Genomic DNA, 21,142 nt, shown 5'->3' with positions numbered 1-21,142 from the left:
AACTCCAGCGCCTTCTTCAGGCTTTTCAGCGCGCGTACTCCCCGCTCGACGTGGGCCACTCGCGCAGTTCCTCGTAGAACTCCTCCTGCTTCTGCTTCGCCGTCTTCCGTGAGGCCATCGACCCTCCAGGCGCTCCAGTGCGCGTACCCGGAAGAGGGGGTGGCGTCTGCGGACCGAACGAGAGGGCCTCTTTCCGCGCGCGCGGAAAACGCGGGTGTTCGTGCGGCCCGGTGCTTCGAAGGACAGGGCCGCTGGGCGCCTTAAACATCCCCAGTAGGGCTGGAGCGTTCGTCCCGGAGAATCAGCAGTTCCTGCTGAAAAAGAGCAGGTCCGAGGGCTCGAACCTTTCTGACGCCCTAGTTACCCGGCCCGGCCCCGGTCGAATACCGACGGTGCGCGGGATGATGGACCCACACACTCGAAGGAAGACCTATGAATGCGTTGAACGGAGTAGCAGGAGGATCCGGCAGTTCAGGCCCCATGCGGCAGCAGTCCGCCAGTAACCTCACCTTGGACAAGTTGGTGTGGTTCTACTTGGCTCTTCAGTCGTTGATGGGGCTCGCCGGGAACGGGGCACAGGTGGCCTCTTTCATGGAGGAGAGGCACCACCACCAAGTGCCGCAGAACTGCGCCACTGCTGTGCAGGTGGAGGGCACTCCTGAGCTGGAGCCGCCTGCTGCCTGCACTGCGCTGCGGCCTGCGGACGGCTAGCCCTCGCCTTCCGCATCGAGGCCCGGGCGCTGAGCACCTCGAGCGCCTGGGCCTCGGCTCCAAAGGTCACGCCCGTGATGCTGGTGGCATCGGCACCACGGGGCGAGACGCAACCGCGACGGGCTGCCGCTGTTATGGATGTTGCCCACATGTAGGTAATGGTTTCTTCGCACCATCCATTGACGCGGTCTGGAATCGGTGGAACTATTCTCAGTGAAATCAGCAGGTTGATGGAGGGACGCGCTTGGTTATAGTTACGCGAGAGGCGATGTTGGAGCGACTGAGGCCGTACATGCCCTTGCTCCTTGGCAGCGTCAACGCAGGATGGACCTGCTGGGAAAAAAAGGTCGCGGGCGCGTACAAGTCTCCAACCGCGCGGCTGCGTGCCAACGCCGTGCACGACGCCGTTGCCGAAAAGCTGGAAGCAAGCATTCGCCGCGTACCGGGTTTGCGCTTCAGCAGAAAGTACGACCGTGCGTGGCTGCACATCGGCACCGACCTCGTCATCGAGATTCACAAGCTCGATGATGAGAGTGTGGCAATGCGGAATCAGACCGAGTTCGCCGAGTTGCTCCACACCCAGCAGTTGTCGAACGGGCTCGGTGCGGTGACGGTCCTGACGCTCGGCTATACCTTTGACGAGTTCGGCTCCAAGCTCCGCGACGTTCTGGTCGTCTACTCGATTGACGGCAAGTTGGATTTCGCCATCGACTTGGTGAATGAAGTGGGAGCCACCCCCGAGCAGCTTCCGGCGCGCCCCCCCAAGACCAACCGCAAGGAGCGCATCAAGGCAAAGCCCGGTGTGAAGACCACCAAGAAGCCGGATGGTGGTACGGGCAACGAGTCGTAGTCACCAGGGAGGGTAAGGAGAGGGTTATTTATGGCTGTCGAGTTCAGCCCCAAGGCACTTCAACTCGCGCGCGAGGAGCGTGGACTGAGTCAGTCGGCTCTTGCTCGGCTGATGGACGTCTCCCAGGGAGCTGTTTCCCAAGTGGAGAACGGCGTCATGAAGCCCGGTGAGGACTTCGTGCGCAAGGTGACGGAGGCGCTGCGCTATCCGCGCTCCTTCTTCGCCATGCCTCCGCCGTACCGGGCGCTTCCAGTACTTACTTTTCGGAAGCAGAAGACCCTGAGCCCCGTCACTCTGCGCTCCATCCAAGCGCGCTTGGCCATTCGGCACGCAGAGTTGATGCGGTTGCTTCAGTCAGTTGACGTCCCAGAGACCAGGTTGCCGGCAATCAAAGTCCGTCGGGAGGGACCGACACAGGAACCGACTCCCTCGCCCGAGGAGGTCGCGCAAGAGCTCCGGATGCGATGGCAGGTGCCCCCGGGGCCTGTGGAGAATCTCACCGAGCTTGTCGAGGATGTGGGCGTCGTGGTGTGCCTGTCTCATTTCGGGACGCCGAAGATGTGCGGGATGAGCGACTTCAACCCAGAAGAGCTCCTTCCGCCGGTCATCTACCTTAACGCAGAGATGCCACCCGACCGCCACCGCTACACGGTCGCGCATGAAGTCGGACACTTGGTCTTCCACCACCATCTACCGCTGCCGCCAGAGCTATCGCTCTGCGAGGAGGAAGCGGACCGCTTTGCCTCCGAGTTTCTGATGCCAGCAGAGGAGATTGCCGACGACCTTCAAAGGTTGAACCTGGAGAAGCTCTATTCCCTCAAGAGGTACTGGAAGGTCTCCATGGCAGCGCTGGTGCGCCGCGCAGCAGACCTTGAGGTCATTTCTCCAGAGCGGGCACGCTCCCTCTACATCGAACTGGCAAAACGGGGCTTCAAGACGGCAGAGCCACAGTTGTTCGAGAAGGAAGCACCCTCGCTGATTACGGAGATGACCCAGTTCTTCCTGGACGAACTGGGTTACTCAGAAGAGCAACTCAGCGATGTGCTGAAGCTGTCGGCCAGTGAATTGCGTGAAATCTACCTGGGACAGCAGCGACGACTCCGGGTCGTCTCATAGCCTAGGGCTCGCGCTGACTGTGCGCGCCCTTTGTCACGTCATGACCTCCGTGGCAGGCAAAGGGCGCGTAGTTACAGAGCCGGATTTCTTTTGGAGTCTAGTCGTCCTGGCGGTGCTTGAGTGACTTGAGCAAGCGAACCACGTCCACCCTGAAGCCCTCGCATAGCCGGGCCAGGACATGAAGGTGAGGTTAACCTCCTCGCCTTCCACGCGCTGGTAGAGCTTCGTCGTCATTCGGCGGGCGGCGAGGACAGCGGAGGAGGGCCGTATCTGTTCGCCGTCCCCCGTCTTGGCGAGCAGGCTGGCTCCACGCGGTGCCGGATGGGGTTCGGCGAACTCTTGACGGGGGGGCGGTGAACTCTCACAGTTGGACGCGACGACCCCGGTTGCTGTCTTGGAGCGCCCCGGACCGAGCGGGAGCTGGCCGACGCGCGCGCCCCCGGGCCGAGTTGGGCGCGGCGAGGATTGCGCCGCGCGCTGCCCGAGTTGGGCGCGTGATTGATGCTCCCCGGATGCACGGCGACATTCTGTCATGACCATTGACGGAGCCTGCCGTTAGATGGAACGTAAAGCGTGGACGGCCCGCTGCGGTCGTTCTTTCACTCCTACGCACCACGAGGATGTCTATGCCCCCGTCTAACAACGCAGACATTTACTGGCGATACACCATTGCCTATACCGCCGCACTTAGCGGCAAGGAGGCAGTTCCGACAATCCCGAAGGACGACGGGACTGCGGTTCATGTCGCCATTGCTATTGGCATGCATGACGGCAAGGCGAACCGCACGCCTCGCCGTCTTGCAGAGCTGATCGCCGCCGTCCAAATCATTACAAGCGGTGAGGCATCAGGGGATGCCGCGGCGGAATTCTGACGACCCAGCTTCACCTACCCGACTTGGCGATCTCTCCACAGGCCCAGTTTCACCGGTCCGAAACGCGAGGGCTCCGCAGGCCTAGCAGGCCGTAACTGATCGCCGTGCCCTGTCTGAGAAATGAGAGGGAGCGGCCTGCCGAGCCGGTGGAGTACGCCAGACGGGCAACACGGTGGAGGTCTGAGCGCGCTGTCCCCACTCCAAGAGGAACAGAGCTGCCCGGCTGAGGCCCGTTGCGCGGTGCCCCTCACCACGGGGCACGGCGAATACTTACGGAGGGCCCACCAACCTGACCTCGCACGAGGCGCACCCGAAGCTGCCGTGCCTGTGCCGGCGCTGCCTGCCCAAGAGCCCCGAGCGCGCGGAGACGGGTGGCCTCACCTTCCTGCGTGCGAGCGTGGAGACCGAGGGCAAGGTGCTCTACTACTGGCTGCCCGAGGAGCTCTCCGCCGACGCGCGCGTCATCGCCCAGTCGGTGCGGGGTGCTCTGGCCGGGCGCCTCGGCGCCTGATCAGACGTGATGGCCAGGTTGTGACCTGGGGCGAGGCACGGGTGCTCTGCCGGGCGCGCTCGCCACGAATCCACAATCCGTCGACCAGGGGACGGGCACGCCGCGTCTTCACATCGACCGACGTGCCGGCCGCGTCCGCCCACGGCTTCTGCTCGGAGGCGGAGGCCGGAGCCGCGCATGCCGCGGGCCGTGCGTGCAGCGCAGCACGACGGGACGCCCGGACGTCGAGGTCCTCCTGCCCACACCTGAGCTGCGTCTGCGCGGAGCGTGCATGGAGGGACAGGATACCAGGAGATGAAAGGGAGCCGCTCGCACGGGGCCGCGGTCGGTGAGCCACCGCTCACCGGAGGACGACCGGCAATCGGAGGGACGCGCTACGGCTTCTTCGGAGCCGCCGAAGGCGACGACAGCTCGGAGCCGATCTGCCGCCACTCCTGCGCGTAGGCGCCACGAGCAAAGGCCCGCAGCTCGTCACTCGTCACCGTGCCTCGCGCCAGCGCGGTGTCGAGCGCACGGACGACGGCATTGCGGTGCGGCTGCTCGACGTACGGATTCCCCTCGCGGAAGACCTCGCCGAAGAGGGCCTCCAGCCGGCCGTCCTGCTTCAGGCGTTCGACGATGCGGGCCTGCGAGGCGGGCTCGTCCGAGTGCGCGTGGAGCATGGCGGAGGCGAGGCCGCCCTGCGCGTCCGCCTGGTCGGGGAACTCGGACAGCAGCTCCAGCTCCGCATCCGCCCCAGCGACGTCCTGGGCGGGAGGCTGCGCCGCGACATTCGGCGCATTCACGGCGGGCGTGGCGCGCGGCGTCGGACGGCGCGCGGGCTCGAAGTCACTGTGCCCGTTGAAGGGCTGCACCGCGCGGTGGTTCTGGAGGTCCTTCGTCCCCGCGCTCGGCTGCGCACCCCTGGCGGTAGGGCCGGAGTCCGGCCGCTCCGCACCGGAACGCTCCGGCACCGGGCCCTTGGGGGAGGACGAGCGGTTGCCACCATCAATGCGCGACATGGGGTACTCCAGGGGTGGGTTCCCGGCGCGGACAGGGCTCCGGGACTTCCCATGTGGGTTATCGGACGCAAGCCGGCCCCAGTTGCGTCCCTCCAGGAGGGTGGGGTCGCCCGCCCTTCCTGGCACCTCCAGACCACCACCACCTGACACTTCCAAACCGCAATACTTACCGGCGTTTGGCGGCCGACACCGGGAACAGCCACTGCAACCCGTGCCAGAGGTCGTCCCGCCACGCCGGGTAGTTGTGGCCGCCGTTGTACTCCCGATACTCCACCCGGTGGCCGGACGCAGTGAGCAGCGGCGCCATGCGCTGGTTGCCCTCCAGCAGCACCTCGAAGCGGCCGCAGTCCAGCCACACGTCCAGCCGGTGGCGGGGCGTCTGCCGCGCCAGGTCGAAGACAACGAAATCCCGCTCATCCACGGAAAACGCACCGGACTGGGAAAGCACCCGGCCGAACACCTCCGGCGCTCGCAGTCCCGTGAAGAGCGCCATCAATCCGCCGAAGGACGAGCCCAGCACCGCGTGCGCGCCGGGCTCCTTCCGCTCGTCCACCAGTGACAGGTGCTCGCGCGCCAGCGGCAGCACGCGCCGCAGGAGCAGGTCCACCGTGTACTCGCTGCACGTGTACTCGACGCTGCGGGCCTCGCCGCCGTGGGCCACCAGCGCCAGCGCCACCGGGCGCATCAGCCCGCGCGCCATCAGCGACTCCACCACCTCCGGCAGCTTCACGCGGCGCAGGTAGTCGTCCCCGTCGAACACCACCATCAGCGGCACCGGCTCTGTCGTGGGCGGCGCGTACAGGTGCACGGTGCGCTTGCCGCCCACGGCCATGTCCGCCGTCTCCAGCGAGTGCCGGGTGACGCGGCCCCGGGGCGCTCCGCGCGGGCGCGAGAGGACCTCGGGAGGGGCGCCCTCGGGCATGTAGAAGCAGTGGTTGAAGTCGCCGAAGCCGTTGTCGGACACGCGCGGGTTGAAGGCGTCCTTCAGCTTGTTGCCGCGCGCGTCGAACAGTGCGTACTCCACATACGCGTCCCGGGGCAGCTTCACCGAGCGCGCCCAGAGCTTGGGGCCCACACGCTCCATCGGCAGCGGCTCGCCGCGCCAGTCCTGGAAGTCTCCATGCAGCGACACCGGCCCCCGGCCGCGCCACACGAAGGTGGCGGTGTCTCCGTCGATGACAGGTGTCCCTTCCGCTCGGGCCCGCGCCTCCAGCGTCTTCGCGTCCATGCGGCGCACCCTATGCCAGCAAGTCCTTCAGCGCCGCCTCCAACCCGGGGTGACGGAACGTGAAGCCGGCCTCCTGCGCCCGCTTCGGCAGCACGCGCTGGCCCTCCAGCGCCACCTTCGCCATCTCCCCCATGGCCGCCTTGAGCACGAACGCCGGCACGTGCATCACCGACGGCCGACCCAGCGCGTGTCCCAGCGCGTGCGCGAAGGCCTCGTTCGTCACCGGCTCCGGCGCCGTGGCATTCACCGGACCCTCCAGCGTCGGGTGCTCCAGCACGAAGACGAGCAGCTCCAGCGCGTCCTCGCGGTGCACCCAGCTCACGTACTGCTTGCCGCTGCCCACCGGGCCGCCCGCGCCCATGCGGAACGGGGGCAGCATCTTGTGCAGCGCGCCGCCCTCCGGGTGCAGCACCACGCCCATGCGCACCACCGCCGTGCGGATGCCCGCCTCGCGCGCCCTCAGCGCCTCCGCCTCCCAGCCCCGGCACACCTGCGACAGGAAGTCGTCCCCGGGCGAGCTCTCCTCCGTCAGCGGCTCCGCCCCGCGCGTGCCCCCGTAGTAGCCGATGGCCGACGCCGACACGAAGCGCTTCACCGTGCCCGCGCTCTTCATCGCCTCCACCAGCGCCCGCGTGCCCTGCACCCGGCTGTCCTGGATGCGGTGCTTCGCCTCCTTCGACCACCGCTGCGCCACCGGCTCTCCGGCCAGGTGCACGACGGCCTCCACGCCTTCCAGCGCCTCCGGGGCCAGCGGTGTGGCGGCGTCGAAGTGCGCGCCCGTCACCCCCTCCGGCAGCTTGCTCAGGGTCCGTTCAACGTTACGGGCGAGCATGTGCACGTCATGCCCCCGGCCCAACAAACGTTGAACAAGGCCCGCGCCCAGGAACCCCGTCCCCCCGGTGACGGCGACCTTCATGGGAGCTTCCCCGAGGCCGAAGCAGGGGCCTTGGCCGGCTCGGCGGGCGTGCTCAGGTCCACGCCGACGAGCTGGCTCAGCGCGGCGAAGAACGCCACCTCCTCCTCCGGCTTCATCTTCCCCGAGTGCCGGAAGACGAGCGCCCCCGCAGCGTCCAGCAGCAGCACGTTGGACGTCTTCGTCGGCAACTGCCACGGCGCGCTGCCCAGCGTCCCATCCAGGTCTACGAGGATGGGCACGCCCACCTTCTTCTCCTCGTCCCGCACATAGGAGAGGGCAATCTGCCGGGCCGGAAAGAAGTCGAACTTCTGGAGATTCGCCACCGCCACCACCGAGGCGGAGTCCAGCAGCCCCCGCTCCTTGCCCCGGGCGAACAAGGTCTCCTTCAAGGACGAGTTGAGTGTCGTGGAGTCCTTGTCTTCATAGAACAGGATGACCGGTTTTCCGCGCCAGCGGGAAAGCCGCACCTCCTCTCCAGCGGACGTGCGTAACGTCGCATCCACCGGAGCGGACGGTGGGGCCTCTCCGTACGCGCTCCCTGCCGCCAGCCACGCCGCCAATGCTCCTGTGATCCACTTCTTCATGAGGGAACCCCCGTGTACAAGGTTCTTTCAAACCTTAGACATACCCTTGACAAGCTCTGGACGCAAACGCTACCTCTAGGTGTGAAGGGCTCAGGATTTTCGGAGGAACGCCTCATGGCACTCTCGCTTCGCAACGCCCGGCCAGCAGCCAGCGCGCCTCCCCTGGAGCAGGCCTGGCTGCACGTCGTGCAGACAGAAGTGGAGGCCGCGCTGACGGAGCTCTTCGAGCTGCCGGACGAAGCGAACCTGGACCCCCGATGGGCGAGCGCCATGGAGAAGGCGCGCACGTTCACCCTGCGACCGGCCAAGCGGCTGCGGCCGGCGCTCGTCATGGCGGGCTACAGCCTGGCGAGAGGGAGCACGGCGGTGCCCGAGGGGCTGTGGCGCTTCGCCGCGGGGCTGGAATTGCTGCACACCTTCCTCCTCATCCACGACGACGTGGCGGACCAGGCACGGCTGCGGCGCGGAGGCCTGGCGCTGCACCACCTGCTGTCGCCCGGGCGCGTGGGAGAGGACCTGGCCGTCGTGGTGGGAGACCACCTCTTCGCCCGCGCGCTGGAGGCCATGCTCGCGTCCGGCCTGCCCAGCGTGCCGAACGTGGTGCGGTACTACCTGGGCGTGTGCCGCCACACGGCGGCCGGGCAGTACCTGGACCTGGACCTGGGGCGCGCGCCGCTGTCCGAGGTGACGCTCTTCCAGACGCTGCGCGTGGCCTACCTCAAGACGGCGCGCTACGGCTTCTGTGCCCCGCTCGTGTGTGGCGCCATGCTGGGCGGCGCCAGCCCGGCGCTGGTGGAGGGGCTGGAGCGCGTGGGCCGTCACGTGGGCCTCGCCTACCAGCTGCGCGACGACGTCATTGGCCTCTTCGGGGACTCGTGCGTGGCGGGCAAGGCCGCGGACGGGGACTTCACCCAGGGCAAGCGCACCTTCCCGGTGCTGGCCGCCTACGCGCGCGCCGACGCCACCGCTCGTGAGGAGCTGGAGGCGCTCTGGTCGCTGCCGGTGGAGCAGAAGGACGAGGCCGCCCTCGCCCGCGCTCGCGCGTTGGTGGAGCAGTGCGGAGGCCGCGCCGCATGTGAGCGCATGGTGGAGCGGGCCTCGCGCGCCGCCCGCCGCTCCCTCCAGTCGCTGCCCAACCCCCACGGTGTCAGGGACTTGCTGGACGCCCTCATCACCCGCCTGGCGCACCGTGCCGCCTGAGGACGCCATGACGACACGGACCCAGGGCAAGCGGGTGGTGGTGGTGGGCGCGGGTGTCGGAGGCCTCGCGGCCGCGGCGCGGCTTGCGCACCAGGGCTTCGACGTCCAGGTCTTCGAGAAGACGGACGGGCCCGGCGGGCGCTGCAACCGGCTGCGCGTGGATGGCTTCACGTGGGACATCGGACCCACCATCGTGCTGATGCCGGAGGTCTTCGAGGAGACCTTCCGCGCGGTGGGCCGCCGAATCGAGGACTACCTGACGCTGCTGAAGTGCGACCCGAACTATCGCGTTCACTTTCGCGACGGCTCGGACGTCACCTTCACCTCCGAGCTGTGCGCGATGGGCCGCGAGCTGGAGCGAATCGAGCCGGGCAGCTTCGAGCGCTACCTCGCCTTCCTGGCCCAGGGTCGCGTTCAGTACCGCACGTCGCTGGACCACCTGGTGGGCCGCAACTACAACGGCATCTCCGACTACTTCTCGCCGCGCGTCCTGGCCCGCATCTTCCAGGTGCGCGCGCACCGCCGCATGTACGCGGACGTCAGCCGCTACTTCAAGGACGACCGGCTGCGCGCGGCGATGACGTTCCAGACGATGTACCTGGGCGTGTCGCCCTTCGCGTCGCCCGCCGTCTACGGCCTGCTGCCCTTCACCGAGCTGGGCGTGGGCATCTGGTTCCCCAAGGGCGGCCTGTACGCCATTCCCCTGGCGCTGGAGCGGCTGGCGCGGGAGGAGGGCGTTCGCTTCCACTACGGCAGCGCGGTGGAGCGCATCCTCACCGACGGAGGTCGCACCACGGGCGTGCGCCTGGCGGGCGGCGAGGTGGTGGAGGCGGACGCGGTGCTGTGCAACGCGGACTTGCCCTACGCGTACGAGAAGCTGCTGGACCCGCAGGCCACCACGCTCAAGCGCAAGGAGAAGCTGCGCTACACGTCCAGCGGCTACATGCTCTACCTGGGCATGAAGCGGAAGTACCCGGGGCTGGGGCACCACAACGTGGTGTTCGGCCGGGACTACAAGGGCTCCTTCGACGACATCTTCGAGCGCTTCCGCGTGCCGGAGGACCCGAGCTTCTACGTCAACGCGCCCACGCGCACCGACGCGTCGCTGGCGCCCGAGGGCAAGGACGCGCTCTACGTGCTGGTGCCGGTGCCGCACCAGAACCCGGGGGTGGACTGGAAGCAGGAGGGCCCGAAGGTGCGGGCCAAGGTCTTCGCGCGGCTGGCGGAGCTGGGCTTCCCCCGGCTGGAGGCGGACATCGAGGTGGAGCGCGTCTTCACCCCGGACGACTGGGCGTCCACCTTCAACCTCGCGCGCGGCAGCGCCTTCGGGCTGGCGCAGAACTTCACGCAGATTGGCCCCTTCCGTCCCGCCAACCAGGACGCGCGGGTGAAGAACCTCTTCTTCGTGGGGGCCTCCACGCAGCCGGGCACGGGCCTGCCCACGGTGCTCATCTCCGCGCGCCTCGTCACCGAGCGGCTCATGACCTGGGCCCGGGACGCGGGTGTCCAGTTGTCTCCTCGCGGTGACTCGCCCCGCTCGCTGGAAGAGGTGGCGGCATGAGCTCGCACGACGCGCAGGAATTGGTGGAGCGCGGCTATCGCCTGGCGAAGGAGGTGACGCGGCACCACGCCAAGAGCTTCTTCTTCGCCTCGTACCTCCTCTTCGGCCAGCGGCGGAAGGCAGCCTTTGCCCTCTACGCCTTCTGCCGGCGGCTGGACGACCTGGTGGATGGAGACGGGCCCGACGTGGTGCCCGTCGACCTGCCGGTGCGGCTGGCGAAGGCGCGGCAGAGGGTGGCGGAGCTGTACCTGCCGATGCCGGAGCTGGCGTCGAAGGAGCTGGGCTCGCCCGCCGAGCGGCTGATGACGGCGGAGGCGCAGTCGCCGTGGGATGCGGGCGAGTTCGCCGCGCTCGAGCACACCGTGCGCCACTACCGGATTCCGGAGCAGCCCTTCCAGGACCTCATCTCCGGCATGGAGATGGACCTGACGAAGAACCGCTATTCCACCTGGGAGGAGCTGGACCTCTACTGCTACCGGGTGGCGGGCGTGGTGGGGCTGATGCTGACGCCGGTGCTGGGCTGCTCGGATGTCGAGGCCGCGCAGCCGGCGGCGGACCTGGGCCGGGCCATGCAGCTCACCAACATCCTGCGCGACGTGCGCGAGGACCTGGAGCGGGGCCGCGTGTACCTGCCCGCCGAGGAGCTGGCCGCCTTCGGGCTGACGGAGGAAGACCTGCGGCTCGGGAAGGTGGACGAGCGGTGGCGGGCCTTCATGCGCTTCCAGGTGGAGCGCTCGCGCGTGTACTACGCGAGGGCCGCCGCGGGGGTGCACTACCTCTCCGGCTTCGGGAGCCAGCGGATGGTGCGGCTGATGGGCGCCATCTACGGCGACATCCTCCGAGACATCGAGGCGCGCGACTACGACGTGTTCAGCGCGCGGGCCCACGTGACGACGCGCCGCAAGCTGGCGCTGGCCACGGCCGCCTTCGTGCGTCCCGGCACGGCGCTGCCGGCGCCTCGGGGCGAGGCGCCCGTGCCACTGCTGCCCACCGGGACGGGAGGCTGAGGAAGCGATGAGCGACGACCGCGTGAAGACTCTTCAAGTGATGCGCACCTCCCGCCTGTCGGGCTTCTACCGTCAGTCTCCGGAGCGCCGGCGCGCGCGGCTGGTGGAGGCGCGCTGGGTGACGCCCGAGGAGGAGAAGTCGCTGGCCGGGCTCGCCGGCTTCGACGAGGCGTGCGCGGACGCCATGGTGGAGAACGTCGTCGGCCTGCACGGGCTGCCGCTGGGCGTGGCGCTCAACTTCGTGGTGGACGGGTGGGAGCGGCTCATCCCCATGGCGGTGGAGGAGCCCTCCATCATCGCCGCGGCCTCGTATGCCGCGCGCCTGTGCGCGGAGAGCGGCGGCTTCACGGTGGAGGCGGACGCGCCGATTACCACCGCGCAGGTGGAGTTGCTGGATGTGCCCTCGCTGGAGGACGCGCGCGCGGCGCTGCACGCGAACACGGCGCTGCTGCTGGCGGAGGCGGACGCGCTCATGCCCGCCATGTGCGCGCGGGGCGGCGGCACGCGTGAGCTGGAGGTGCGGGTGCTGGACGGCACCACGCTGGTGGTGCACCTGCACATCGACACGCGGGACGCCATGGGCGCCAACTGTGTGAACTCGGTGGCGGAGGGCCTGGCGCCCCGGCTGGCGGAGCTGGCCCGGGCGCGGGCGGGGCTCAAGATTCTCACCAACCTGGCGGACCGCCGGAAGGTGCGCGTGCGCGCGCGGGTGCCGGTGTCCGCGCTGGAGTCCGAGGGGTTCCCGGACGGTGGCGGGGTGCGCGACGGAATCCTCGCGGCGCACCGCTTCGCGGAGCTGGACCCGTACCGGGCCGTCACCCACAACAAGGGGGTGATGAACGGCGTGGACGCGGTGCTGGTGGCGTGTGGCAACGACTGGCGCGCGGTGGAGGCGGGGGCGCACGCGTGGGCGGCGCGCTCGGGCACCTACCGGCCGCTCACCACGTGGCGCGCGGCGGAGGACGGAGGGCTGGAGGGCGAGCTGCTCATGCCGCTGGCCACGTCCACGGCGGGCGGGGCGGCGCGCACGCACCCGGGCGTGCAGCGGGCGCTGAAGCTGGCGCGGGTGTCGGGGGCGGTGGACCTCGCGGGCCTGGCCGGAGCGGCGGGGCTGGCGACGAACCTGGCGGCGCTCAAGGCGCTGTCCACCGAGGGCATCCAGAAGGGCCACATGGCGCTGCACGCGCGGCGCGTGGCGGCGGAGGCGGGAGCACAGGGCGAGCTCATCGAAGTCGTCGCGGAGCGGCTGTCCCTCGAGCGCGTCTACCGGCCGGAGCGCGCGAGGGAAGTCCTCGCCGCGGAGCTGGCTCGACGGAAGGGAGCCCTGAGATGAAGCGCACCCGCGTCGCGGTGGTGGGCGGCGGCATCGGTGGCCTGACGGCCGCCGGGCTGCTGGCGAAGGAAGGGCACGCGGTGACGCTCTTCGAGGGCAGCCCCTCGCTGGGCGGCAAGGCCCAGGCCGTCACCCTCAACGGCCTCACCCTGGACACCGGCCCCACGCTGCTGACGCTGCCCGAATTGGTGCGCGGCACCTTCCAGCGGCTGGACGCACTCGACTTGCTGCCACAGCTCACGGAGCTGGAGCCGCAGTGCACCTACCGATTCACGGACGGGTGCGGCCTCACGGCGTACAAGGACCTGGAGCGCATGGCGGAGAGCGCCGCCGACTTGCGCCCTGGCGAGCGGCGCGGCGTGCGCGGCTTCTACGAGGAGTCCGCGGCCATCTGGCGCGCGGCGGGCGAGCCGTACCTGGAGGCCCCCTTCGAGGGCATGGCCGGCTTCATGGCGCGCGTGGCGAAGCGCGGCGTGGGCGCCATCCTGGCGGGGATGAAGCTCAGTACCCTGCACGACCTGGCGGTGAGGCACTTCAAGACGGACCACATGCAGCAGTACGTGGGCCGCTTCGCGACGTACGCGGGGGCCTCGCCGTACCAGGCCAGCGCGGCCTTCGCGCTGATTCCGCACATCGAGCATGCCTACGGTGTGCACCACGCGCGCGGTGGAGTGGGGGCGCTGGTGGAGGCGCTCGGGCAGGCGGTGCGGCGGCTGGGCGTGACGGTGCACCTCAACACGCGCGCCCGCTTCGAGCGCACCGGCAACGGCTACCGCGTGGGGCCCGAGGGTGACGCGGCGGAGTTCGACAGCGTGGTGGTGAACGCGGACCCGCTGGAGTCGCTGCGCCGGGCGGACGAGCCGCTGGCGCTCTCCGGCTTCGTGCTGCTGCTGGAGGTGGACGGGCGGCCGTCGCTGCCACACCACGCGGTGCTCTTCGGGGGGGACTACCGGCGCGAGTTCGACGAGCTGTTCAGCGGGCAGCTCGCGACGGACCCCACGGTGTACTTCTGCAACCCGTCCGCCACGGACTCCAGCATGGCGCCGCCGGGGCGCACGGGGCTGTTCGTCATGGTGAACGCACCGCCGCTGCCCGTGGGGCAGGCCGAGGCGGAGCGCGCCGCTCGCGGCTGGGAGCTGGGGGCGGAGCGCGTGAAGGCGCAGATGTTCGAGAAGCTCTACCAGCACTACCCCGAGCTGCGCGGGCGCACGCGAGTCATCGGTCAGCGCACGCCGGTGGACCTGGCGGCGCAGGGGGCTCCGGGGGGCTCCATCTACGGCTTCCTGCCGCACGGGAAGTTCGGCCCGTTCCGCCGGCCACGGATTCGCGGCGGCACGCCGGGCCTGTTCTTCGCGGGCGGGGGCACGCACCCGGGCGGCGGGGTGCCGCTGGTGATGCTGTCCGGGCGCTTCGCGGCGGAGCTGGCGTCGCAGCACCTGCGGAGGGGCGCATGAGTGTGCCAGGCCACCTTCCCGTGCTGCCCGACGCGGCGGGCGCGTATCGCTGGTTCTACGCGGACGTCACCGCGGGGCCGTTCAGCGCGGTGTGCATCTTCATGCTGGGCTCGCTCTTCTCGCCGCGCTACTCGGTGGCGGCGCGGCGGGGCGGACGGCCGCAGGAGCACAGCGCGGTGAACTTCGCGCTGTACCACGAGGGCGTGCGCCGGCTGTGGGTGCTGAGCGAGTACCAACGCGCGGAGCTGGAGTCGCCGGGCCGGCTGCGCATCGGCCGCTCCACGCTGACGTACTCGGGGGTGGGCACGGTGCGGATGGAGGTGGAGGACTGGACGGCGCCCTGGGGCCGGCCGGTGCGCGCGAGCCTCACGCTGCAGCCGATGACGCCCGTGGGCGAGGTGGTGCGGTTGATGCCGGACCTGCCGCACTACTGGCAGGCGCTGGCGCCGCGCGCGCGGGCCCGGCTGGAGGTGCCCTCGCTGGGCGTGAAGGCCGTCGGGCTGGGCTACCACGACACCAACCATGGCGATGAATTGCTGGGCGCGCGGCTGTCCGGCTGGCACTGGGCGCGCACGCACCGCGAGGGCGAGACGGTGGTGGACTACCACCTGCCGGACGGAGTCGCGCCGCTGCGCGTGGTGGCTCGGGAGTGCGGGGTGAAGTGCGAGCGGGACACGGTGCACGAGGCGCGGCCCACCAGCATGACGGGGTGGGGCCTGCGGGTGCCGTCGCGGCTGCACGCGGGCAATCAGGTGGTGGGCGAGCCCCGGCTGCTGGAGTCGTCGCCCTTCTACGCGAGGCTGGAGGCGCGGCAGGGGCCGCTGGACTCGATGGGCGAGGTGGCGGACTTCCGCCGCTTCCACTCGCCCTTCATCCGCTGGATGGCGCACTTCCGCACGCGCGTGGGACGGGCGGCATGAGCGCGCTCGTCCTCGTCTCCCTGTCCTGGGTCGTGCTGGCCACGGGCTTCAGCGGTGTGGCGCTGGCGCGGCTGCTGCGCTCTCGGCGCACGGCCTCTCCAACTGGCACGAAGGTGCCGGTGCTGCTGCTGCGCCCCGTGGATGCTCCCACGCCTCGCGAGCTGGAGAACCTGGCCACTCCCATCGACTACGCGGGGCCGCTGGAGCAGGTGGTGGTCTCCCCCTACCGTCCCCGGCTGGCCCCCGGCGTGCGCTGGCTGCCGAGCGACCCACTGACGCCGAACCGCAAGGTCGGGCACCTGCTGTACGCGCTGGAGGTGCTCCAGACGCAGGGGCGCGTGGTGCTGGCGGTGGACGCGGACGTGGCGGTGACGGGCGCGCTGGTGGAGGGACTCGCGTCCCCGGTGGCCTCGGGCGCGGCGCTGAGCACGGCGGCGCCCACTCCGGTGGGCCCGGAGGACGGGGCCAGCCGCGCCATGGCGGGCCTGCTGCGCTACACGCACCACAGCTTCCGTGCGCTCGATGCGATGAGCGCCGGAGCGAAGGCGGTGTGTGGCAAGGCGCTGGGCCTGTCGCCCGTGGCGATGGAGGCGCTGAAGGACCTCGCGGACCACATCGGCGAGGACCTGGAATTGTCGAAGCGGCTGCACGCGCGAGGACTCGAGGTCGCCCTGAGCGGAGCCCCGGCGGTGGTGCCGCTGGGCGCGGTGGAGTCCTGGGGCACGCCCCTGGCGCGCTTCACGCGGTGGATGCAGGTGCTGGCCAGCCACCGTCCCGCGCTGTTCCCCACGGTGCCGCTGCTCTTCACGCCCACGCTGCCGCTGGTGCTGCTGGCCGGGGTGCTGGGCTCGCCGCTGCTGGTGGGCGCGGTGGCGGGGCTCGTGACGGTGCGCACGCTGCTGGCCCTGCGGCTGGCCGTGCTCAGCACGCCCGCTGGGCTGCCCGGGAGCACCGTGGACACGGGCCTGCCGTACGCGCTGACGGACTGGCTGCTGGGGGAGGGGCTGTTGCTGGTGGCCTTCCTGTGCTCGCTGTGGCAGCAGGGCACGGTGACGTGGCGAGGACGGACGTATGCGCTGCAACCGGGCGGCCGCATGGTGCGGGTGTGGCCGGAGCTGAGTGGAGGACCGGGATGACCTACGCGCGATTCCTTGGCTTGTTCGTGGTGCTGCCGCTGCTCTTCCTGATGTGGCGCTACCGGCGCACCTTCTCCGCGTGGAGCCTGGCGCCCATGGGGCTGCTGCTCGTCGTCGTCTATGCGGCGACGTCGCCGTGGGACAACCTGGCGGTGAAGTGGGGCCTGTGGGGCTTCGACCCGGAGCGCATCTGGGGCATCAAGCTGGGCTACCTGCCGCTGGAGGAGTACCTCTTCTTCGGCCTGCAGACGCTGCTCGTGGGCCTGTGGGCGCGCGCGCGGCTGGCGCGGGTGCTGGCGAAGGAGCCCGCCGCCCAGCCCCGCCCTCGTGACGAGGCCCCCTCGCGGAGCGGAGAGCTGACGGGCCGGGAGGTGGCGCCATGATGGAGACGAAGTGGGCCTACCTCATCCACCTGCTCGGGTGGACGCTGCCGCTCATCACCTTCCAGCTCGTCGCGCTGGCGCGCCACTACAAGGAGCGCACGGGCGCGGTGCTCAAGGCCGTGCTGCCGCCGGCCTTCGTCATCGGCGTGTACCTGTCGGTGGCGGACCACCTGGCCATCTCCACGGGCATCTGGAACTTCGGCGAGGGCAAGCACCTGGGCGTGTACCTGGGACTGGTGCCGCTGGAGGAGGTGCTCTTCTTCCTGCTCACCAGCGTGCTGGTGTCGCTGGGGCTGGCCCTGTTCACCGCGCTGGTGTCGCTGCTCCGAGAGGCGCGGGCGTCGTGATTCGCGCGGCGAAAGGCGGCCCCTTCGGGTGGGCCCTGGACGCGTACATCGGGCGGAAGTTCCGCTCGACGTTCCGCGGCCTGTGGGTGCGCGGCACGCTGCCCACGGGCGACGTGGGCCGGCTCGTGTACCTGAACCACTCCAACTGGTGGGACGGCTTCATGCTGCACCAGCTGAGCCGCGCGGCGAGCTGGGACGCGTACTGCCTCATGGAGGAGGAGAACCTCCGACGCTACCGCTTCCTCGCGCGCATCGGCGCCTTCAGCATCCGTCGCAAGGACGCGGTGTCCTCGGTGGCGTCCCTGCGCTACGCGAAGGAGCTGCTCCGCCGCCCGCGCGCCGCGCTGTACGTCTTCCCCGAGGGTGAGCACCGTCCCTTCGGAGTGCTGCCACTGCAGCTGGAGCGCGGCGTGGAGCTGCTGGCGCGGGTGTCGAAGGCGGAGTGTGTCCCCATCGGCGTGCGCTACGCCTTCTTCGAGCACGAGCGGCCGGACGTGCTGCTGGAGGTGGGCACGCCGCACCCGCCGGGGCCGCTGGCCCTCTTCCAGGACGGACTGGAAGCGGTGGTGAAGCGCGTGGCGGCGGCGACGTCGCTGGAGGGCTTCACGCGCAAGGTGTCCGGGGCGCGGGGCGTGGCGGAGCGGTGGGATGCCGCGCGGGGGCTCGCGCCATGACGCTGCGCATCCGCACCATCGCCCGGCTGACGGGCATCCGCGAGGCCACGCTGCGCGCCTGGGAGCGGCGCTATGGCTTCCCGCGCCCGCTCCGCACGGAGGGCAACAACTACCGCCTCTACTCGCGCGACGAGGTGGAGGCCATCCGGCGCGTGGCGCGGCTCATCCAGCAGGACGGCCTGTCGGTGAGCGAGGCGATTGCGCAGGTGCGCGCCACGCCGCTCGCCGAGCTGCCCCAGCCGGAGCGGCTGACAGAGCGCTTCTGGTCCGCCGTCATGGTGCTGGACGGCGAGGAAGTCACGCGCGTGCTGGACGAGGCGCAGGCCGCCATGGACGTGGAGGCGTACTGCGACAGCTTCCTCATGCCGCTGCTGCGGGAGATGGGCGTGCGGCTGGACATCGCCCGTGAGCACCTGGCGTCCGCCTTCATCCGCCACCGGCTGCGGCAGGTGGTGGACGGGGTGGAGAGCGACGTGGACGGCCCCCGCGCGCTGCTCGCGTGTCCGGCGAAGGACCACCACGAGGGAGGGCTGCTGGCGCTGGCACTGCACCTCAAGCGCAAGGGCTGGCGAATCACCATGCTGGGCGCGGACACGCCGGCCGAGGCGCTGCACGGCGCCTGCACGCAGGTGCGGCCGGACATCGTCGCGCTGTCCTTCGTGCGCCGGCGCGAGCCGGGGGAGTTCCTGGAGGTGCTCGGCGACGCGCTGCGGGCCTGCGCGCCCATCCCCGTCGTGGTAGGAGGGCCCGGCGCTCGCGAGCACCTGAAGACGCTCTTCACGCTCGGGGCGCAATACGCGGAGTCCTCGGAAGAGCTCGTCGCCATCTGGAACCAGGTGCGCAACGCCCAGAACCGTCCCTGACGTCCCACCTGCGACATGGCCGAGCGCACCTACCGAATCCACATCGCCGCCGAGCTCTCGGGAGTCCGCGTGGAGCTCATCCGCGCGTGGGAGCGGCGCTATGGCGTGCTCAACCCCGAGCGCACCCCGGCCGGCTACCGCGTCTACACGGACCGGGACGTGGCGCTGCTCAAGCGGCTGAAGAAGCTGACCGACGAGGGCGTGGCCATCAGCGAGGCCGCGAAGCTGCTGCCCCAACTGCTGGCAGAACTGGACGCGGAGCCCCTCCCTCCCGCCGTGGGCAGTGGCCGCGGGGAGAACCTGGTCGCATGGCAGGAGGCGGCACTGTCCGCGGCCCGGGTATATGACCAGGCACGGGTGTCGGCGGTGGTGGACGAGGTGCTCTCGGCGCTGCCGCCGCTGAGGGCCTTCGACGAGGTGCTGGCCCCCTTGCAGCGCGAGGTGGGCGAGCGCTGGCATGCGGGACGTCTCACGGTGTCGCAGGAGCACCTGGTGACGCAGGTGGTGCGGGCGCGGCTGGTGAGCCTGCTGCACGCGGCGCCGATGGGCGGGGCCCGGCACGCGGTGCTGGCGTGCTTCCCGGACGAGGAGCACGAGCTGGGGCTGCTGGGTGTGGCGCTGCGGCTGCGGCACTCGGGGACTCGGGTGACGCTGCTGGGGCAGCGCATGCCGGCGGTGGATTTGGGGCTCGCGGTGGCGGAGCTGCGGCCCGACTTCGTGGGGCTGTCGGTGGTGAATGACCGCGGCGCGGAGGCGTTCCAGGACACGCTGTCGCAAGTCGTGAAGGCGCTGCCCCGGGGCGTGCCCCTCTGGGTGGGCGGCCCCGCGGCGCAGGCGCACCTGGAGGTGTGCGTGCGCCTGGGGGTGCGCGTGTTCTCCGACGAGGACGACTGGCTGAAGCTGGCGGAGTAGGGCGCCCCTTCAGCCGGGCGTCCCGGCTTGGTTTCCGGTACCGCCTGTCAGCTAATTGCTGGCGGAGTTGTTGAAGACCTGGCTGCCGTAGACACCCTCCGCCTCCGCCGCCGAGTCGCAGATGGCGGAGCACTTGCTCGTGGGACCATGATAGGTGCCGTAGGGGTTGTGCGGGTCCCTGCAGTCGTTCGTGATGCCGCCATCATTGCCGTAGATGGGCGGGTTGAGCTCCACGCACGACTGAGCGGGCAGGTGCTTCCAGCGCCAGTGGCTGAGGCACGCGGGGCCGGTGCCGTTCCAGCCCGCCTCGAAAGACATCCCCGGCGTCCCGGCATCCGAGGGCGGGGTGATGACGTTCGGCGACAGGCTGTCCCACAGGCGGATGGGCGTGCCGTCCTGCGTGAAGGACGTGCCATTGCCGCAGTAGTCGGCGCGAGCCATCCGGGTGCAGGCATGGTGCGCCAGCGTCACCTTCCCCGTCTGTGCGCCGTCCAGCCACGGCTTGTAGCCCCAGCGGTAGCACTTGGCGATGACGCCCGCTTCACACCCCAGCGTGAAGGCGTAGGCGCTGTCACTCCGGTCCCCCGTCGCGTTGAAGAGCCCCTTCACCGGCACGGCCCAGGCCCAGCCCGCGGCTCCCGCGCTCGGGGCGCACAGCTCCGTGGGCGTGCCCGAGCTGGTGCGAATCTGCACGCGGTACAGGAAGGTGCTACCGCTCGGGTCCCACTTGTCCTCTCCCTCGGGGCTGGCGACGCTGGCGGCGTTGACGGCGTCCACGACTTCCAGCGTGTAGGCAAAGGCGGTCGCGTTGGGCATCAGCTTCGCGCCCACCAGCGCCGTGCCACGCAGCTCCTTCGACGTCGCGGGGTAGATGCCGTTGTTGGCCGCCAGCGTCAGGCTCCAGAACGAGCCGACGGAATAGGCCCCGGACAGCACCGTGTAGATGCCGCTCGCGGGACAGATGAACCGGGTGTTCGGGCACGACGACACGCACGAGGTGGCGTCGTCTCCCGAGGCCAGATAGCCAGTCCCCTGGTATTCGCAGGGCTTCTCCCCCGAGCAGACGCGCACCACCGGGTTGCCCGAGCAGCTCCCAGCCTCGGCACCGCAGGCGCCGCTGGTGAGTGAGACGGAGGTGCCCGGCGTGCACAGGCCCTGGCCCTCCACCTTGAGGCCGCAGTTCCGCGTCGCCCCCAGGGCGTAGAAGCCGGAGCAGGCGTTCAGGCTCGCCGTGGTGCCGGAGACCTGCAGCGGCATGGTGGCGGCCAGCGTTCCATTGAGAATCTTCACCGTGGCGCTCCGGTCGGCGCCTCCGAACTTCACGGTGGCTCCCGAATAGGACACGGCCGTCACAAACGTGCCGTGGAGCTGCCGGCCCTGGGTGTGGAAGCCGTCGCTGCCCGCCGCGAACGCTTGCGCTTCCAGTGAAGGCTCGGCCCCCTCTGGGGACACGTTGCAGGCGGCGAGGAAGAATGCGCAGAGACACGTCGATAGCAGGCGGAGGAGGGGCGTCACGTGGATGACCTCGTTCTCGTTCTTGTCGGGCAATCCCGGAGCATCCGG

20 protein-coding genes are annotated in these 21,142 nt (G+C 70.0%); 15 read left to right on the top strand and 5 right to left on the bottom strand.

Annotated features, from left to right (window positions below; all coding sequences use genetic code 11):
- The first annotated feature begins 1,003 nt into the window (after positions 1-1,003).
- The 3 genes from G4D85_RS05310 to G4D85_RS05300 all read left to right on the top strand — a co-directional run bounded on the left by G4D85_RS05310 (position 1,004) and on the right by G4D85_RS05300 (position 3,549).
- A complete protein-coding gene (locus tag G4D85_RS05310; protein WP_164008485.1) occupies positions 1,004-1,561 on the top strand; it encodes a hypothetical protein in 558 nt (185 codons plus the stop codon).
- Positions 1,562-1,591: 30 nt separating this feature from the next.
- Entirely contained in the window at positions 1,592-2,677 is a 1,086-nt protein-coding gene (locus G4D85_RS05305; protein ID WP_164008483.1) for an ImmA/IrrE family metallo-endopeptidase, read from the top strand.
- Between the two features lie 626 nt (positions 2,678-3,303).
- Positions 3,304-3,549, top strand: a complete 246-nt coding sequence (locus G4D85_RS05300; protein WP_164008481.1) for a hypothetical protein — start codon at positions 3,304-3,306, stop codon at positions 3,547-3,549.
- Between the two features lie 885 nt (positions 3,550-4,434).
- Here the strand turns inward: G4D85_RS05300 and G4D85_RS05295 are convergent.
- The 4 genes from G4D85_RS05295 to G4D85_RS05280 form a co-directional block, all read right to left on the bottom strand.
- On the bottom strand, positions 4,435-5,061 hold the full coding sequence (locus G4D85_RS05295; protein WP_164008479.1) for a hypothetical protein: 627 nt from the start codon (positions 5,059-5,061) through the stop codon (positions 4,435-4,437).
- A gap of 166 nt (positions 5,062-5,227) precedes the next feature.
- The gene (locus G4D85_RS05290) at positions 5,228-6,289 is read right to left on the bottom strand and encodes an alpha/beta hydrolase-fold protein (protein ID WP_164008477.1); all 1,062 of its coding nucleotides are present in this window, start codon (positions 6,287-6,289) and stop codon (positions 5,228-5,230) included.
- A 10-nt stretch (positions 6,290-6,299) separates the two neighbouring features.
- Positions 6,300-7,205, bottom strand: a complete 906-nt coding sequence (locus tag G4D85_RS05285; RefSeq protein WP_164008474.1) for a TIGR01777 family oxidoreductase — start codon at positions 7,203-7,205, stop codon at positions 6,300-6,302.
- Positions 7,202-7,789, bottom strand: a complete 588-nt coding sequence (locus G4D85_RS05280) for a peroxiredoxin family protein (protein WP_164008472.1) — start codon at positions 7,787-7,789, stop codon at positions 7,202-7,204. Before G4D85_RS05280 ends, G4D85_RS05285 begins: the two co-directional genes overlap by 4 nt.
- 114 nt (positions 7,790-7,903) lie before the next feature.
- Here G4D85_RS05280 and G4D85_RS05275 point away from each other — a divergent pair, with 114 nt between their 5' ends.
- Genes G4D85_RS05275 through G4D85_RS05220 form a run of 12 tightly spaced genes read left to right on the top strand, consistent with a single transcriptional unit; the run spans position 7,904 to position 19,579 of the window.
- Positions 7,904-8,989, top strand: coding sequence for a polyprenyl synthetase family protein (locus G4D85_RS05275; protein ID WP_164008470.1), 1,086 nt, complete (start codon positions 7,904-7,906; stop codon positions 8,987-8,989).
- Between the two features lie 7 nt (positions 8,990-8,996).
- Complete coding sequence (locus G4D85_RS05270; protein WP_164008468.1) at positions 8,997-10,550, top strand: phytoene desaturase family protein; 1,554 nt, start codon at positions 8,997-8,999, stop codon at positions 10,548-10,550.
- Entirely contained in the window at positions 10,547-11,557 is a 1,011-nt protein-coding gene (locus G4D85_RS05265) for a phytoene/squalene synthase family protein (protein WP_164008466.1), read from the top strand. Before G4D85_RS05270 ends, G4D85_RS05265 begins: the two co-directional genes overlap by 4 nt.
- Before the next feature lie 7 nt (positions 11,558-11,564).
- Positions 11,565-12,890, top strand: coding sequence for a hydroxymethylglutaryl-CoA reductase, degradative (locus G4D85_RS05260; protein ID WP_240359077.1), 1,326 nt, complete (start codon positions 11,565-11,567; stop codon positions 12,888-12,890).
- A complete protein-coding gene (locus tag G4D85_RS05255) occupies positions 12,887-14,344 on the top strand; it encodes a phytoene desaturase family protein (protein WP_164008464.1) in 1,458 nt (485 codons plus the stop codon). Before G4D85_RS05260 ends, G4D85_RS05255 begins: the two co-directional genes overlap by 4 nt.
- A complete protein-coding gene (locus tag G4D85_RS05250; RefSeq protein ID WP_164008462.1) occupies positions 14,341-15,264 on the top strand; it encodes a carotenoid 1,2-hydratase in 924 nt (307 codons plus the stop codon). The genes G4D85_RS05255 and G4D85_RS05250 overlap by 4 nt, the downstream gene beginning before the upstream one ends.
- Complete coding sequence (locus G4D85_RS05245) at positions 15,261-16,400, top strand: glycosyltransferase family 2 protein (RefSeq protein WP_164008460.1); 1,140 nt, start codon at positions 15,261-15,263, stop codon at positions 16,398-16,400. The genes G4D85_RS05250 and G4D85_RS05245 overlap by 4 nt, the downstream gene beginning before the upstream one ends.
- Positions 16,397-16,783 carry a lycopene cyclase domain-containing protein gene (locus G4D85_RS05240; protein WP_240359076.1) on the top strand — a complete coding sequence of 129 codons (387 nt, stop codon included), beginning with the start codon at positions 16,397-16,399 and terminating at the stop codon, positions 16,781-16,783. Before G4D85_RS05245 ends, G4D85_RS05240 begins: the two co-directional genes overlap by 4 nt.
- Complete coding sequence (locus G4D85_RS05235) at positions 16,780-17,130, top strand: lycopene cyclase domain-containing protein (protein ID WP_164008458.1); 351 nt, start codon at positions 16,780-16,782, stop codon at positions 17,128-17,130. Before G4D85_RS05240 ends, G4D85_RS05235 begins: the two co-directional genes overlap by 4 nt.
- Positions 17,127-17,804: a lysophospholipid acyltransferase family protein gene (locus tag G4D85_RS05230; protein ID WP_164008456.1), complete on the top strand. Its 678-nt coding sequence runs from the start codon at positions 17,127-17,129 to the stop codon at positions 17,802-17,804. The genes G4D85_RS05235 and G4D85_RS05230 overlap by 4 nt, the downstream gene beginning before the upstream one ends.
- Entirely contained in the window at positions 17,801-18,667 is an 867-nt protein-coding gene (locus tag G4D85_RS05225; RefSeq protein ID WP_164008454.1) for a MerR family transcriptional regulator, read from the top strand. The genes G4D85_RS05230 and G4D85_RS05225 overlap by 4 nt, the downstream gene beginning before the upstream one ends.
- Before the next feature lie 15 nt (positions 18,668-18,682).
- Positions 18,683-19,579, top strand: a complete 897-nt coding sequence (locus tag G4D85_RS05220; RefSeq protein WP_164008452.1) for a MerR family transcriptional regulator — start codon at positions 18,683-18,685, stop codon at positions 19,577-19,579.
- A gap of 51 nt (positions 19,580-19,630) precedes the next feature.
- On the opposite strand, the gene G4D85_RS05215 is transcribed toward G4D85_RS05220, so the two are convergent.
- A complete protein-coding gene (locus tag G4D85_RS05215; protein ID WP_240359075.1) occupies positions 19,631-21,127 on the bottom strand; it encodes an ADYC domain-containing protein in 1,497 nt (498 codons plus the stop codon).
- Positions 21,128-21,142 lie beyond the last annotated feature (15 nt).

The sequence above is a fragment of the Pyxidicoccus trucidator genome (assembly GCF_010894435.1).
Classification (GTDB): Bacteria; Myxococcota; Myxococcia; order Myxococcales; family Myxococcaceae; genus Myxococcus; species Myxococcus trucidator.
The sequence above is the reverse complement of the archived record's forward strand: the minus strand, read 5'-3'. Positions and strand labels throughout refer to the sequence as shown.